The organism is Dietzia sp. SL131, from assembly GCF_026672565.1.
GTDB classification, from domain to species: Bacteria; Actinomycetota; Actinomycetes; order Mycobacteriales; family Mycobacteriaceae; genus Dietzia; species Dietzia kunjamensis.
In genome coordinates, this window is record NZ_JAPPRI010000003.1 from 1,121,488 (window position 1) to 1,137,293 (window position 15,806).

A 15,806-nucleotide genomic window follows, 5' to 3' on the forward strand; every position below is an offset into this window, starting at 1 on the left:
CATACTCGTGCGTATGGCAATCACGGTGGCGGTCGCAGGTGCTTCGGGTTACGCGGGCGGGGAATTCCTCCGACTCCTACTCGGGCACCCGTCCTATGCGGCGGGGGAGTTAAAGATCGGCACGCTCGCCGCCGGGTCGAGCGCCGGACAGACGCTCGGGGAGCACCACCCGCACCTGCTGCCCCTCGCCGACCGCGTCCTCGCGGAGACCGAGGCGGAGACGCTCGAAGGCCACGACGTCGTGGTGCTGGGGTTGCCCCACGGGCATTCTGCGGCGATCGCCGAGCAACTGGGGCCGGACGTCCTCGTCGTCGACCTCGGGGCGGACTTCCGACTGGTGGACGCAGAGGACTGGACGGCGTACTACGGCTCCGAGCACTCCGGTACCTGGCCGTACGGTCTCCCGGAGCTCCCCGGGGCGCGTGAGGCGCTGCGGTCCACCCGCCGCGTCGCGGTCCCGGGGTGCTTCCCCACGGGCGCCACGCTCGCGCTGTTCCCGGCCGTCGCGGCCGGCCTCGTCGACGCCTCCGCCATCACGATCGTCTCCGTGACCGGAGCGTCGGGCGCAGGCAAGGCCGCCAAGGTCCCGATGCTCGCCGCGGAGGTCATGGGCTCGGCCAAGGCGTACGGCGTGACCACCCACCGGCACACGCCCGAGATCACCCAGAACCTTCGTGCGGTCACCGACGCGGAGGTGTCGGTGAGCTTCACCCCGGTTCTCGCCCCCATGGCCCGCGGCATCCTCACCACCGCGGTGGCGCCCACGACCGCGACCGCCGGGGAGCTCCGGGCGGTGTACGCCGAGGCGTTCGGAGACGAGCCGTTCGTCCACGTCCTGCCCGCGGGCGTGCAGCCCATGACCGCCTCCGTGCTCGGATCCAATGCGGTGCAACTCGGCATCGAGGTCGACGAGCGCGCCGGCCGCGCGGTGTTCACCGCGGCGATCGACAACCTCGCCAAGGGCACCGCCGGGGGCGCGATCCAGTCGATGAACCTCGCGCTCGGACTCCCCGAGACCGCCGGACTCAGCACCGTCGGCCTGGCCCCGTGACCGCGGACGCCCTGGCGGGCGCCACCTCCAGAGGCCGGATCCACGGTCTCGAGATGTGGTGGGCCCCGGAGGGAACCCATGCGATGTTCTGGGTCGCCCCCGCCGGCTCGACCGGCATCCTCAACGTCCACGGTGACGGGGCGGACGCGGTGGAACTGCGGTGGAGCACCCTGAGCGCCGAGATCCCGTCCACCCGCGCGGTCGTCCTGCTCGACGGCCCCGGCGTCGGAGACCCCGGCGCGGACTTCACGGCCGCGCACGAGGTCGCCGAGAACGTCGCCCGGTTCGTCAGCTCGAGATCGGGTGTCGAGGCCGGCCCGATCGAGGTGCTCGTCTTCCGGCCCGACACCGATCACGCGCCGTGGCCGGAACCCGCACCGACGGCGGACGGAGCCGAGTTCCGTTTCCGACACCGCGGTGGCGCGGACGTCCGACTCGCCCTGACCATTCCCGACCAGCCCGGAGAGGCCTGACATGACCACCGAGATGAACGACGGCTCCACGCAGCTGACGCCGTTCGTCCGCGCGCACGTGCTCGCCGAGGCGCTGCCGTGGCTGCAGAAGTTCCACGACAAGATCGTCGTGGTCAAGTACGGCGGTAACGCCATGGTGGACGACGACCTCAAAGCGGCTTTCGCGGCGGACATGGTGTTCCTGCGCACCTGCGGGCTCAAGCCCGTGGTGGTCCACGGGGGCGGGCCGCAGATCACCTCCATGCTCGGTCGTCTGGGCATGGAGGGCGAGTTCCGCGGCGGGTTCCGGGTCACCACCCCCGAGGTCATGGACATCGTCCGCATGGTGCTGTTCGGCCAGGTCGGACGCGAGCTCGTCGGTCTGATCAACGCCCACGGCCCCTACGCGGTCGGGATCTCCGGAGAGGACGCGGGGCTGTTCACCGCGGTCCGCCGGACGGCGATGGTCGACGGTGAACCCACCGACATCGGGCTGGTCGGCGATGTGCAGTCCGTCGACCCGCGGGCCGTCCTCGACCTCATCGAGGCGGGCAGGATCCCCGTCGTGTCGACCATCGCGCCCGACTCCGACGGAACCGTGCACAACATCAACGCCGACTCCGCGGCCGGGGCGCTCGCAGCGGCCCTGGGTGCGGAGAAGCTGATCGTCCTCACCGACGTCGAGGGGCTGTACACCGACTGGCCGGACCGCTCGTCCCTCGTGACGCATCTCGGTACCGAACCACTCGAGCGGCTCCTCCCGTCCCTCGAGAGCGGGATGGTTCCCAAGATGGAGGCCTGTCTGCGGGCGGTCCGGGGCGGGGTGCACGCAGCCCATGTCATCGACGGCCGCGTCGAACACTCGGTGTTGCTCGAGATCCTCACCGAAGGGGGCATCGGGACGATGGTCACCGAGGGCCACCACGAAACCAGGTCGCCGGCAGGAGTCGAGAAATGAACGACACGCACACCGTCACCGACACCCCGACCCTCACCGCGCGGTGGGACGACGCGCTGATGCGCAACTACGGCACCCCGCCGCTCGAGCTGGTCTCGGGCAGTGGCGCGACGCTCACGGGCGCCGACGGTCGTAGGTACGTCGACCTGCTCGGCGGGATCGCCGTGAACTCCCTCGGACACGGCCACCCGGCCGTGGTCGACGCGGTCAGTCGCCAGGTCGCCGAACTCGGGCACATCTCCAATCTGTACGTCCACCCCAGGGTGGTCGAGCTGGCCGAGCGTCTCGAGTCCCTCTTGGCGGTGGACCAGCCGGTGCGTGCCTTCTTCTGCAACTCGGGAGCCGAGGCCAACGAGGCCGCGTTCAAGATCGCCCGCCGGACGGGCCGGTCCCGCATCCTGGCAGCGGAGAACGGATTCCACGGACGGACGATGGGGGCGTTGGCGATGACGGGCCAGCCCGCCAAGCGCGCGCCGTTCGAGCCGATGCCCCCCGGGGTCGAGTTCTTCCCCTACGGCGACATCGACGCCCTGACCACGCTGGTGGAGCAGGCTCCGGGCGAGACGGCCGCCGTCATCATCGAACCGCTCCAGGGCGAGGGCGGCGTCGTCGAGCCTCCCGAGGGGTTCCTCGCCGACGTGCGCGCCCTGTGCACCGAGCACGGCGTCCTCATGATCGTGGACGAGGTCCAGACGGGGATCGCCCGTACCGGTGCGATGTTCGCCTGCCGCAAGGCCGGGGTCGTGCCCGACGTGATCACCCTCGCGAAGGGACTCGGTGGTGGCCTGCCGATCGGCGCGTGCCTCGGCGTCGGCGCCGCGGGCGAACTACTCACCGCCGGGCAGCACGGCACCACCTTCGGCGGTAACCCGATCTCGTGCGCCGCCGCTCTCGCCGTACTCGACACGATCGAGTCCGATGACCTCGTGGCGCACGTCGACCGCCTCGGCAAGATCATCGCCGCCGAGATCGAGTGCCTCGACCACCCACTGGTCGACCACGTGCGTGGACGGGGCCTCCTGCTCGGGATCGTGCTCACCGCGCCGGCCGCCAAAGCGGTGGAGGAGGCGGCGCGCGGAGCCGGGTACCTGGTGGGCGCCACCACGGCGGACGTGGTCCGCCTCGCACCACCGCTCATCCTCACCGAACAGCAGGTCGCCGAGTTCGTGTCCGCGCTGCCCGGGATCCTCGACACCGCGTCGTCCACCATCGCAGCCCAGAAGGAGTCCTCGTCATGACCGGCCCGACCGCCAGCTCATCGACCGCGTCGACCGCGACCTCCACCCCTGCGGTCCGTCACTTCCTCCGCGACGACGACCTCAGCCCCGCCGAGCAGGCCGAAGTCCTGGACCTCGGGTTGAAGCTCAAGGCCGAGCCGTTCTCCGCCCGACCCCTGGAGGGCCCGCGGTCTGTCGCGGTCATCTTCGACAAGACCTCCACCCGCACCCGGTTCTCGTTCGACGCCGGGATAGCGGAACTGGGCGGGAACGCCATCGTCGTCGAGTCCGGCTCCACCCAGATGGGCAAGGGGGAGACCCTCTCCGACACCGCCCGGGTGATGTCGCGCTACGTCGAGGCGATCGTGTGGCGCACCTACTCCCAGGACGGCCTCGTAGAACTCGCCGCCCACGCGGACGTTCCCGTCGTCAACGCCCTGAGCGACGAGTTCCATCCGTGCCAGATCCTGGCCGACCTGCTCACCATCCGGGAGAACTTCGGCCGCACCGAGGGACTCCGGGCGGTGTACCTGGGGGACGGGGCCAACAATATGGGCCACTCCTACCTCCTCGGGTTCGCGACCGCGGGTATGCACATCACCATCGCGGCCCCCGAGGGGTATCAACCCACCGGTCAGGTGGTCGCCGACGCCGAGCGGATCGCCGCGGAGACCGGTGGTTCGGTGACCATCACGACGGACGTCGACCGGGCTGTCGACGGCGCCGACGTCCTCATCACCGACACCTGGGTCTCGATGGGTATGGAGGACTCGGCCACGCAGCGACTGCGGGACCTCGCCGACTACCAGCTGGACCGGGCGTCGGTGGCCAGGGCCTCGGACGACGTCATCGTGCTGCACTGCCTGCCCGCCTACCGGGACAAGGAGATCGCCGCCGAGGTGATCGACGGCCCCCACAGCCGAGTCTTCGACGAGGCCGAGAACCGACTCCACGCCCAGAAGGCGCTTCTGGTCTGGCTACTGGAGCGATCGTGACCGCCGTCGGCAGCGTCAGCAGGACGGCCCGGCACGCCCGGATCACGGAGATCCTGCGTCGCCGACCAGTGCGCAGTCAGACCGAGCTCGCCGAGGCGTTGGCGCAGGAGGGTATCGCCGTGGCGGTGGCCACCCTCAGCCGGGACCTGGACGAACTCGGCGCCGTGAAGCTCCGCGCCGCAGACGGAGGCGCCGGGCGCTACGTGATCCCCGAGGACGGCAGCCACGTGCCGGGAATCCCGGGCGGGACGGACCGGCTGGGCAGGCTGATCGCGGACCTACTCGTGTCCGCCGACCACAGTGCCAACATCGCGGTCCTGCGAACTCCTCCCGGGGCGGCAAACTTCCTCGCCAGCGCCCTCGACCGGGCCAATCTGGACGACGTCGTCGGGACCATCGCGGGGGATGACACCATATTCGTGATGGCCCGCGAACCCGTCACCGGAGCTGAACTCGCCGACCGACTGGCCGGACTGGCACGACGCCAGATCTGACCGGCCCCGCAGACCGACCCACCCCCCTGAACAGACCCCACACATCAAGGAGAACACCATGTCCGATCGCGTCGTCCTCGCCTACTCCGGCGGACTCGATACCTCCGTCGCCATCAGCTGGATCGGTCAGGAGACCGGTGCCGAGGTCGTCGCCGTCGCCATCGACCTCGGTCAGGGTGGTGAGGACATGGACGTCATCCGGCAGCGCGCACTGGACTGCGGAGCCGTGGAGTCGGTGGTCGTGGACGCCCGCGACGAATTCGCCGATGACTACTGCGCCCCCACGATCAAGGCCAACGGCCTGTACATGCGCGAGTACCCGCTGGTCTCGGCGATCTCCCGTCCACTCATCGTCAAGCACCTGGTCACCGCGGCCAAGATGCACGGTGGGACCTCCGTGGCGCACGGCTGCACGGGTAAGGGCAACGACCAGGTCCGCTTCGAGGTCGGTTTCGGTGCGCTCGCGCCGGACCTCGACGTGATCGCGCCGGTCCGTGACTACGCCTGGACCCGCGAGAAGGCGATCGAGTTCGCCGAGCGGAACGAGATCCCGATCAACGTCACCAAGAAGTCGCCGTTCTCCATCGACCAGAACGTCTGGGGCCGTGCGGTGGAAACGGGCTTCCTCGAGGATCTGTGGAACGCCCCGACCAAGGACGTCTACGACTACACCGAGGACCCGACCATCAACTTCGCCGCCCCCGACGAGGTCACGGTGACCTTCTCCGAGGGCGTGCCGGTCGCGATCGACGGCCGCAAGGTGACCGTGCTCGAAGCGATCGAGGAGCTCAACCGTCGCGGCGGCGCGCAGGGCGTCGGGCGCCTCGACATGGTCGAGGACCGCCTGGTGGGCATCAAGAGCCGCGAGGTTTACGAGGCGCCGGGCGCCATGATCCTCATCACCGCCCACAAGGCGCTCGAGGACGTCACCCTCGAGCGTGAGCTCGCCCGATACAAGTCCGGCGTGTCCGACACCTGGTCCAACGCGGTCTACGACGGTCTGTGGTTCTCGCCGCTCAAGTACGCCCTGGACGCCTTCATCGACAACACGCAGCAGCACGTGTCCGGTGACATCCGGATGGTCCTGCACGGCGGCTCGATCACCGTCAACGGCCGTCGTTCCGACTCCTCGCTCTACGACTTCAACCTCGCCACCTACGACGAGGGTGACTCGTTCGACCAGAGCTACGCGAAGGGCTTCGTCAACCTGCACGGCCTGAGCTCCAAGATCGCCGCCAAGCGGGACCTCGGCCTGTGAGTGCGGAGCAGGGCGACTCCGGGCGGCACGGCACCAACACGGGCTCCCTGTGGGGAGGTCGGTTCTCCGGCGGGCCGTCGGAGGCCATGGCCGCGCTGAGCAAGTCCACCCACTTCGACTGGGAGCTGGCCCCGTACGACATCCGCGCGTCCAAGGCGCACGCCCGGGTTCTGCACCGCGCGGGTCTGCTCACCGGTCCCGACCTGGACGCCATGCTCGACGGGTTGGACCGCCTGGCCGCGGATGTCGATTCGGGGGCCTACGTCCCGGCGGAGTCCGACGAGGACGTGCACGGTGCCCTCGAGCGCGGCCTGATCGAGCGGGTGGGGCCCGAGGTGGGCGGTCGGCTGCGTGCCGGCCGGTCCCGTAACGACCAGGTGGCCACCCTGTTCCGCATGTGGCTCCGCGACGCCGTGCGGGCGGTCGCGGCGGGGGTCCTGGACGTGGTCGACGCGCTCGTCGGCCAGGCCGACGCGCACCCCGAGACGGTGATGCCGGGCAAGACCCACTTCCAGGCCGCGCAGCCGGTCCTGCTCGCCCACCAGTTGCTCGCGCACGCCCAGCCGTTGCTGCGCGATCTGGACCGGATCCGTGACCTCGACCGCCGTCTGGCGGTGTCGCCGTACGGTTCGGGTGCGCTGGCGGGGTCGTCGCTGGGGTTGGACCCGGACGCGATCGCCGCCGAGCTCGGCTTCGACCGGGCCGCCGACAACTCGATCGACGCCACCAGCTCCCGCGACTTCGCCGCCGAGGCGTCGTACGTGCTGGCGCAGATCGCGGTCGACCTGTCCCGCCTGGCGGAGGAGATCATCGCCTGGTCCACGCCCGAGTTCGGGTACGTGACGCTGGCGGACGAGTGGTCGACGGGCAGCTCGATCATGCCGCAGAAGAAGAACCCGGACGTGGCGGAGTTGATGCGCGGGAAGACCGGTCGACTGATCGGTAACCTGACCGGCCTGCTGGCGACCCTCAAGGCGCAACCGCTGGCCTACAACCGCGATCTGCAGGAGGACAAGGAACCGGTCTTCGACTCGGTGTCGCAGCTGGATTTGTTGCTGCCGGCCATGGCCGGTCTCGTGGCCACCCTGGAGTTCCATCCGGAGCGGCTCGCCGAGCTCGCTCCCGCCGGGTTCACCCTGGCCACCGACATCGCGGAGTGGATGGTCCGGCAGGGCGTCCCGTTCCGGGTCGCCCACGAGGCGGCGGGGGAGTGCGTCCGTGTGGCCGAGAACCGCGGCGTCGGGCTCGACGAATTGGACGACGACGAGTTGGCGGCCGTGGACCCCGCGCTGACGCCCGAGGTGCGCGAGGTCCTCACCGTCACCGGGTCGATCGCGTCGAGGAACGCCCGGGGCGGCACCGCGGGCGAGGCGGTGGCCGCCCAGCGCAGGCGACTGGGCGAGATCCGCGACGAGTTCGCGGGCTGGGTAGGGTGAGCGCCATGTCCGTCATCGACGCACGTCTGCTCGAGATCCTCGCCTGCCCCGAGGACAAGGGCCCGCTCCTGCTCGCGGGATCGGAGACGCTGTACAACCCGCGTCTGCGCCGGGCCTACCGGATCGACGACGGCATCCCCGTGCTGCTGGTCGACGAATCCCGGCAGGTGGACGACGCCGAGCACGCGGAGCTGGTCGCCCTGGCAGGTGGAGGCACCGAGGGGTGAGTTCCCCGGACGACCGCACAGGCCCCGCCGTCGGCACCGATACCGATCGGTTCCGGTTGCTGCTGCGGGAGTCATCGCCTGACACCGCGGCCCGGGCTCTGCTCGGAGGGATCCTGTCCCACGGCGCGGTCTCGGTGAGGATCATGGAGGTCGAGGCCTACGGCGGGCCACCGGAATCCCGCTTTCCCGACGCGGCCGCTCACACCTGGCCGGGCCCCACCCCCCGGAACGAGGTCATGTTCGGGGACGCCGGTCATCTGTACGTCTACCTGAGCCACGGGATCCACCAGTGCGTGAACATCACGTGCCGGCCCGCCGGGGAGGGCGGCGGAGTACTGCTCAGGGCGGCCCGCATCGCCGGCGGCCACGAGATCGTGGACTCCCGCCGGCCCGGCGTCCCGGCCGAGCGGGCCGCCCGCGGACCCGGCAATCTCGGCAGCACCCTGGGCATCGACCTCACGATGAGGGGCATCGACGTGCTCGACTCGTCGTCGTCGGTCCAATTCCGCCCCGACCCGGTCCCCGGGCACCACATCAGGTCCGGTCCGAGGGTCGGGGTCTCCCGCGAAGCGGACCGCCCGTGGAGGTTCTGGGTGGCCGGCGCGCGGGAGGTCTCCGCGTACCGACGCAGCCCACGGGCCCCGCAGCTGACCCGCCCCGTGGTGGCCGGACACGCCGAGTGAGGGACAATGTCCGTCGTGACCAACAACATCCTCGATGAACTGCAGTGGCGCGGGCTGATCGCCCAGTCGACCGATCTCGACGCGCTCCGGGCGCACCTCGACGAGGGCGCCGTGTCGCTCTACTGCGGGTTCGACCCGACCGGGCCGAGCCTGCACGCCGGTCACCTCATCCCGCTACTGACCCTGCGCCGGTTCCAGTTGGCCGGACACCGGCCGATCGTTCTGGCAGGCGGCGCCACCGGCATGATCGGTGACCCCCGCGACGTGGGGGAGCGGGTCATGAACACCTCCGACACCGTGGCGGAGTGGACCGAGCGGATCGCCGGTCAGCTCGAGCGGTTCGTCGACCTCACCGAGGGCCCCGTTGGCGCGCGGGTCGTCAACAACATGCAGTGGACCGGCCACATGACGGTGATCGAGTTCCTCCGCGACGTCGGCAAGCACTTCTCGCTGAACACGATGCTGGGTCGGGACACGGTCAAGCGCCGGCTGGAGGGAGAGGGGATCTCCTTCACCGAGTTCTCGTACATGCTCCTGCAGGCCAACGACTTCCTGCAGCTGCGTCGCAACATGGGGTGCACGCTCCAGCTCGGCGGGTCCGATCAGTGGGGCAACATCGTCGGCGGTGTCGATCTGAACCGGCGGGTCGACGGGGAGTCCGTGCACGCGATGACCGTTCCCCTGGTGACCTCGTCGGACGGGAAGAAGTTCGGGAAGTCGACCGGAGGCGGGAGTCTGTGGCTCGATCCCGCGATGACGAGCCCGTACACCTGGTACCAGTACTTCCTCAACACCGCCGATGCCGATGTGGTGCGGTACCTGCGGTGGTTCTCCTTCCTCGGTAGGGAGGAGATCGACGAGCTCGAGGAACTCACCCGAGAGAAGCCCCACATGCGGGCGGCGCAGAAGCGACTCGCCGAGGAGATGACAACCCTGGTCCACGGAGTCGCCGCGACCGAGTCCGTCCAGGCCGCCGCGCAGGCGCTCTTCGGCAGAGGCGAGTTGGCCGGCCTCGACGAGGCGACGCTGGCGGCCTCGCTGGAGGATGCCGGTGCTGTCGAGATCGCGCAGGGTGAGCCCGCCACGATCGTCGATCTCCTGGTGGCCTCCGGTCTCTGCGACAGCAAGGGGGCGGCGCGGCGTGCGATCGGGGAGGGCGGCGCGTATGTCAACAACGAGCGCGTCTCGGATCCGGAATGGACTCCGGCGGCCTCTGACCTCCTCCACGGATCATGGCTCGTGCTCCGGCGGGGGAAGAAGAACTTCGCCGGGGTCAGGATGAACTGAGTCTGGAAGATCGTTGAAGGCGCCGGTGAACCCGGCGCCTTTGGCATTTCTGCAGGTCTAGCTGCGGGTTTGCGTTTCCGTTCACGTCTGCGTAACTTATTGGGAGTCGCCGAGAGCGGCCCGGGCCGAGAGGCCGGGGACGCCGAGGAGACGGGCTCCGAACAGCAAGAAGATCTCGCCGGTTTGACTCGGTGAGACCAGATAGCTAAGATGGAGAAGTTGCCCTCGAGAGAGTGGCGGCGGCGCCGCGAGGCGGGAAAGCGACCGGATTGTGAATCGGAACGCAGACCTGTTACGCTGGTGGAGTTGCCCTCCTCGGGAGGGCGGCGGAGATCACCCCGAGTGAAGCGAGGCGAACAGCCCCGTGGAGACGGTGTGTGGGTGTTGTTTGAGAACTCAACAGTGTGTTTTGTTTGTGATAGTGCCAAATTTTTTGTTTGGTTGCGACCCTTTCACATCCCTGTCGTGGGGGTCGCGTTTTTGTTTGAACAGCCAGTTTTTGGTTTGTTTTTGCTTGGATTGTGCTTTTCGTAGTGCTGAGAAGCTTTTATGGAGAGTTTGATCCTGGCTCAGGACGAACGCTGGCGGCGTGCTTAACACATGCAAGTCGAACGGTAGGGCCCCTTCGGGGGTACACGAGTGGCGAACGGGTGAGTAACACGTGGGTAATCTGCCCTGCACTTCGGGATAAGCCTGGGAAACTGGGTCTAATACCGGATATGAACTCCTGCCGCATGGTGGGGGTTGGAAAGTTTTTCGGTGCAGGATGAGCCCGCGGCCTATCAGCTTGTTGGTGGGGTAATGGCCTACCAAGGCGACGACGGGTAGCCGGCCTGAGAGGGTGATCGGCCACACTGGGACTGAGACACGGCCCAGACTCCTACGGGAGGCAGCAGTGGGGAATATTGCACAATGGGCGAAAGCCTGATGCAGCGACGCCGCGTGGGGGATGACGGTCTTCGGATTGTAAACCCCTTTCAGTAGGGACGAAGCGCAAGTGACGGTACCTGCAGAAGAAGCACCGGCTAACTACGTGCCAGCAGCCGCGGTAATACGTAGGGTGCGAGCGTTGTCCGGAATTACTGGGCGTAAAGAGCTCGTAGGCGGTTTGTCACGTCGTCTGTGAAATCCCTCGGCTTAACCGGGGGCGTGCAGGCGATACGGGCAGACTTGAGTACTACAGGGGAGACTGGAATTCCTGGTGTAGCGGTGAAATGCGCAGATATCAGGAGGAACACCGGTGGCGAAGGCGGGTCTCTGGGTAGTAACTGACGCTGAGGAGCGAAAGCATGGGTAGCGAACAGGATTAGATACCCTGGTAGTCCATGCCGTAAACGGTGGGCGCTAGGTGTGGGGTCCTTCCACGGACTCCGTGCCGTAGCTAACGCATTAAGCGCCCCGCCTGGGGAGTACGGCCGCAAGGCTAAAACTCAAAGGAATTGACGGGGGCCCGCACAAGCGGCGGAGCATGTGGATTAATTCGATGCAACGCGAAGAACCTTACCTAGGCTTGACATATACAGGACGACGGCAGAGATGTCGTTTCCCTTGTGGCTTGTATACAGGTGGTGCATGGTTGTCGTCAGCTCGTGTCGTGAGATGTTGGGTTAAGTCCCGCAACGAGCGCAACCCCTGTCTCATGTTGCCAGCACGTAATGGTGGGGACTCGTGAGAGACTGCCGGGGTCAACTCGGAGGAAGGTGGGGATGACGTCAAATCATCATGCCCCTTATGTCTAGGGCTTCACACATGCTACAATGGCTAGTACAGAGGGCTGCGATACCGCGAGGTGGAGCGAATCCCTTAAAGCTGGTCTCAGTTCGGATTGGGGTCTGCAACTCGACCCCATGAAGTCGGAGTCGCTAGTAATCGCAGATCAGCAACGCTGCGGTGAATACGTTCCCGGGCCTTGTACACACCGCCCGTCACGTCATGAAAGTCGGTAACACCCGAAGCCGGTGGCCTAACCCTTGTGGAGGGAGCCGTCGAAGGTGGGATCGGCGATTGGGACGAAGTCGTAACAAGGTAGCCGTACCGGAAGGTGCGGCTGGATCACCTCCTTTCTAAGGAGCACTCACCACGCTTTGGTGTGGTCAGAGTTTGCGCAGGGTTCGCGTCCGAATGTGGCGCGCTCTGTGGCTCATTGGGTGGAACACTATCGCGTAGGACTCGCCGTGATCGGCGGTATCAGATTGCAGGATCTGGTGCCGGCGTTAGCGTGGTCCGGACGAAACACACTGTTGGGTGTCTGAAACAACACCATCGAGCCTTCGGGTTTGGTTGTTTCTGATGGCACTGATTCCCGAGACATCTGTTGCGGGCCTTTGCGGGTCTGTGGGTGTGGGTGGGGTTGGTGTGTGTTGTTTGAGAACTGCACAGTGGACGCGAGCATCTTTAATTGTTTGTGAATGTAAGTGTGTAAGAGCACACGGTGGATGCCTTGGCACCAAGAGCCGATGAAGGACGTAGTAGGCTGCGATAAGCCTCGGGGAGCTGCCAAACGAGCTGTGATCCGAGGGTGTCCGAATGGGGAAACCCAGCACGCGTGATGGCGTGTTACCCGCATCTGAATACATAGGGTGTGTGGAGGGAACGCGGGGAAGTGAAACATCTCAGTACCCGCAGGAAGAGAAAACAATAGTGATTCCGTCAGTAGCGGCGAGCGAACGCGGATCAGGCTAAACCGCATGCGTGTGATACCCGGCAGGGGTTGCGTGTGTGGTGTTGTGGGGCATGATGTCCCGGTTCTGCCGGACCGGGCGCTGATTGATCGCGGGTTAGGGGAACGACTTGGAAGGGTCGGCCGGAGAGGGTGAGAGTCCCGTACCTGAAAACCTTGCGGCGGGGCGATTTGTGTTCCCAAGTAGCAGCGGGCCCGTGAAATCTGCTGTGAATCTGCCGGGACCACCCGGTAAGCCTAAATACTTCTTGGTGACCGATAGCGGATTAGTACCGTGAGGGAATGGTGAAAAGTACCCCGGGAGGGGAGTGAAATAGTACCTGAAACCGTGTGCTTACAATCCGTCAGAGGCTCATAAGCTGATGGCGTGCCTTTTGAAGAATGAGCCTGCGAGTTAGTGGTATGTCGCGAGGTTAACCCGTGTGGGGAAGCCGTAGCGAAAGCGAGTCCTAATAGGGCGACTGTAGTGGCATGCTCTAGACCCGAAGCGGAGTGATCTACCCATGGCCAGTGTGAAGCGACGGTAAGACGTCGTGGAGGCGCGAACCCACTTAGGTTGAAAACTGAGGGGATGAGTTGTGGGTAGGGGTGAAAGGCCAATCAAACTCCGTGATAGCTGGTTCTCCCCGAAATGCATTTAGGTGCAGCGTCGCATGTTTCACCTCGGAGGTAGAGCTACTGGATGGCCGATGGGCCCTACAAGGTTACTGACGTCAGCCAAACTCCGAATGCCGAGGTGTGAGAGTGCGGCAGTGAGACTGTGGGGGATAAGCTTCATAGTCGAGAGGGAAACAGCCCAGATCGCCGGCTAAGGCCCCTAAGCGTGTACTAAGTGGAAAAGGATGTGGGATCGCTGAGACAGCCAGGAGGTTGGCTTAGAAGCAGCCACCCTTGAAAGAGTGCGTAATAGCTCACTGGTCAAGTGGTCCTGCGCCGACAATTTAGCGGGGCTCAAGTACACCGCCGAAGCCGCGGCATTCATACAATAACCTCCTCCGGGCAGGTGTATGGATGGGTAGGGGAGCGTCGTGTGGCCATAGAAGCGCCGGAGTGATCCAGGCGTGGAGGCCACACGAGTGAGAATGCAGGCATGAGTAGCGAATGACGAGTGAGAAACTCGTCCGCCGAATGATCAAGGGTTCCTGGGTCAAGCTAATCTGCCCAGGGTGAGTCGGGACCTAAGGCGAGGCCGACAGGCGTAGTCGATGGACAACGGGTTGATATTCCCGTACCCGTGTGTGCGCGCCCATGGTGAATCAGTGATACTAACCGCCCTGAACGTTCTAGAGCATCCTTCGGGATGACGTGGACCGGATGCGCGGGACCTGAACTGGTAGTAGCCAAGCGATGGGGTGACGCAGGAAGGTAGCTGGGCCAGTCAGTGGTTGTACTGGTGTAAGAGTGTAGGCCGTGACATAGGCAAATCCGTGTCACATCAAGGCTGAGACTTGATGCATACCCGTTGTGGGGAATTCAGTGATCCTATGCTGCCGAGAAAAGCCTCTAGTGAGTTCATACACGGCCCGTACCCCAAACCGACACAGGTGATCAGGTAGAGAATACCAAGGCGATCGAGAGAACTGTGGTTAAGGAACTCGGCAAAATGCCCCCGTAACTTCGGGAGAAGGGGGACCACGCCCGGTGACGATCCTTGCGATCTGAGCTGGGGGTGGTCGCAGAGACCAGAGAGAAGCGACTGTTTATTAAAAACACAGGTCCGTGCGAAGACGTAAGTCGATGTATACGGACTGACGCCTGCCCGGTGCTGGAAGGTTAAGAGGACCGGTTAGCCGCAAGGCGAAGCTGAGAATTTAAGCCCCAGTAAACGGCGGTGGTAACTATAACCATCCTAAGGTAGCGAAATTCCTTGTCGGGTAAGTTCCGACCTGCACGAATGGCGTAACGACTTCTCTGCTGTCTCGACCACAGACTCGGCGAAATTGCACTACGAGTAAAGATGCTCGTTACGCGCGGCAGGACGAAAAGACCCCGGGACCTTTACTATAGCTTGGTATTGGCGTTCGATTCGGTTTGTGTAGGATAGGTGGGAGACTGTGAAGCATGCACGCCAGTGTGTGTGGAGTCGTTGTTGAAATACCACTCTGATCGTATTGGACGTCTAACCTCGGCCCATGATCTGGGTTAGGGACAGTGCCTGGTGGGTAGTTTAACTGGGGCGGTTGCCTCCTAAAGAGTAACGGAGGCGCCCAAAGGTTCCCTCAGCCTGGATGGCAATCAGGTGTTGAGTGCAAGTGCACAAGGGAGCTTGACTGTGAGACTGACACGTCGAGCAGGGACGAAAGTCGGGACTAGTGATCCGGCACCGGCAAGTGGAAGCGGTGTCGCTCAACGGATAAAAGGTACCCCCGGGGATAACAGGCTGATCTTCCCCAAGAGTCCATATCGACGGGATGGTTTGGCACCTCGATGTCGGCTCGTCGCATCCTGGGGCTGGAGTAGGTCCCAAGGGTTGGGCTGTTCGCCCATTAAAGCGGCACGCGAGCTGGGTTTAGAACGTCGTGAGACAGTTCGGTCTCTATCCGCCGCGCGCGTAAGAAACTTGAGGAAGGCTGTCCCTAGTACGAGAGGACCGGGACGGACGAACCTCTGGTGTGCCAGTTGTTCCACCAGGAGCATCGCTGGTTAGCTACGTTCGGAAGGGATAACCGCTGAAAGCATCTAAGCGGGAAGCCTGTTCCAAGATGAGGTTTCTCACCACCTTCGCGTGGTTAAGGCCCCCCACAGACCATGGGGTTGATAGGCCGGAACTGGAAGCGCAGCAATGTGTGCAGGTGACCGGTACTAATCGGCCGAGGGCTTACACACAAACAGCCCTAAAGTTTGAACGCGTCCACTGTGCAGTATCTGAAACAACACACCCACGCCCAAAGCGTGGGCCTTGTTTCGCAGAGTTACGGCGGCCATAGCGGCAGGGAAACGCCCGGTCCCATTCCGAACCCGGAAGCTAAGCCTGCCAGCGCCGATGGTACTGCACTCGTGAGGGTGTGGGAGAGTAGGTCACCGCCGAACACAACTTCATGACCAGCGGGAGGGACTATATGTTCCTC

11 protein-coding genes and 3 rRNA genes are annotated in these 15,806 nt (G+C 65.1%); all 14 read left to right on the forward strand.

From position 1 onward, the window contains the following. The first annotated feature begins 13 nt into the window (after nt 1–13). The 14 genes from argC (at nt 14) to rrf (ending at nt 15,768) form a co-directional block, all read left to right on the forward strand. Nucleotides 14–1,051, forward strand: a complete 1,038-nt coding sequence (gene argC / locus OVA21_RS06040; protein ID WP_069390101.1) for an N-acetyl-gamma-glutamyl-phosphate reductase — start codon at nt 14–16, stop codon at nt 1,049–1,051. Beyond that, the gene (locus OVA21_RS06045; RefSeq protein ID WP_268092011.1) at nt 1,048–1,524 is read left to right on the forward strand and encodes a hypothetical protein; all 477 of its coding nucleotides are present in this window, start codon (nt 1,048–1,050) and stop codon (nt 1,522–1,524) included. The genes argC and OVA21_RS06045 overlap by 4 nt, the downstream gene beginning before the upstream one ends. A gap of 1 nt (nt 1,525) precedes the next feature. Then, nucleotides 1,526–2,461: an acetylglutamate kinase gene (argB, locus tag OVA21_RS06050; protein WP_067714080.1), complete on the forward strand. Its 936-nt coding sequence runs from the start codon at nt 1,526–1,528 to the stop codon at nt 2,459–2,461. After that, the gene (locus OVA21_RS06055; protein ID WP_185951820.1) at nt 2,458–3,699 is read left to right on the forward strand and encodes an acetylornithine transaminase; all 1,242 of its coding nucleotides are present in this window, start codon (nt 2,458–2,460) and stop codon (nt 3,697–3,699) included. Before argB ends, OVA21_RS06055 begins: the two co-directional genes overlap by 4 nt. Continuing rightward, a complete protein-coding gene (gene argF / locus OVA21_RS06060) occupies nt 3,696–4,673 on the forward strand; it encodes an ornithine carbamoyltransferase (protein WP_268092012.1) in 978 nt (325 codons plus the stop codon). Before OVA21_RS06055 ends, argF begins: the two co-directional genes overlap by 4 nt. Beyond that, complete coding sequence (locus OVA21_RS06065; protein ID WP_082923787.1) at nt 4,670–5,167, forward strand: arginine repressor; 498 nt, start codon at nt 4,670–4,672, stop codon at nt 5,165–5,167. Before argF ends, OVA21_RS06065 begins: the two co-directional genes overlap by 4 nt. 58 nt (nt 5,168–5,225) lie before the next feature. Next, entirely contained in the window at nt 5,226–6,425 is a 1,200-nt protein-coding gene (locus OVA21_RS06070; RefSeq protein ID WP_132063238.1) for an argininosuccinate synthase, read from the forward strand. After that, the gene (gene argH / locus OVA21_RS06075) at nt 6,422–7,861 is read left to right on the forward strand and encodes an argininosuccinate lyase (RefSeq protein WP_132063239.1); all 1,440 of its coding nucleotides are present in this window, start codon (nt 6,422–6,424) and stop codon (nt 7,859–7,861) included. The genes OVA21_RS06070 and argH overlap by 4 nt, the downstream gene beginning before the upstream one ends. A gap of 5 nt (nt 7,862–7,866) precedes the next feature. Further along, complete coding sequence (locus OVA21_RS06080) at nt 7,867–8,088, forward strand: Trm112 family protein (protein ID WP_067714095.1); 222 nt, start codon at nt 7,867–7,869, stop codon at nt 8,086–8,088. 56 nt (nt 8,089–8,144) lie between these two features. After that, complete coding sequence (locus tag OVA21_RS06085; protein WP_067714140.1) at nt 8,145–8,771, forward strand: DNA-3-methyladenine glycosylase; 627 nt, start codon at nt 8,145–8,147, stop codon at nt 8,769–8,771. Between the two features lie 6 nt (nt 8,772–8,777). Continuing rightward, nucleotides 8,778–10,058: a tyrosine--tRNA ligase gene (tyrS, locus tag OVA21_RS06090; protein ID WP_182608983.1), complete on the forward strand. Its 1,281-nt coding sequence runs from the start codon at nt 8,778–8,780 to the stop codon at nt 10,056–10,058. 546 nt (nt 10,059–10,604) lie between these two features. Continuing rightward, a 16S ribosomal RNA gene (locus OVA21_RS06095) occupies nt 10,605–12,121 on the forward strand. A gap of 345 nt (nt 12,122–12,466) precedes the next feature. Then, a 23S ribosomal RNA gene (locus OVA21_RS06100) occupies nt 12,467–15,564 on the forward strand. An 87-nt stretch (nt 15,565–15,651) separates the two neighbouring features. Then, nucleotides 15,652–15,768: ribosomal RNA gene (rrf, locus tag OVA21_RS06105) — 5S ribosomal RNA — on the forward strand. The 16S, 23S and 5S rRNA genes sit together here, the layout of an rRNA operon. Nucleotides 15,769–15,806 lie beyond the last annotated feature (38 nt).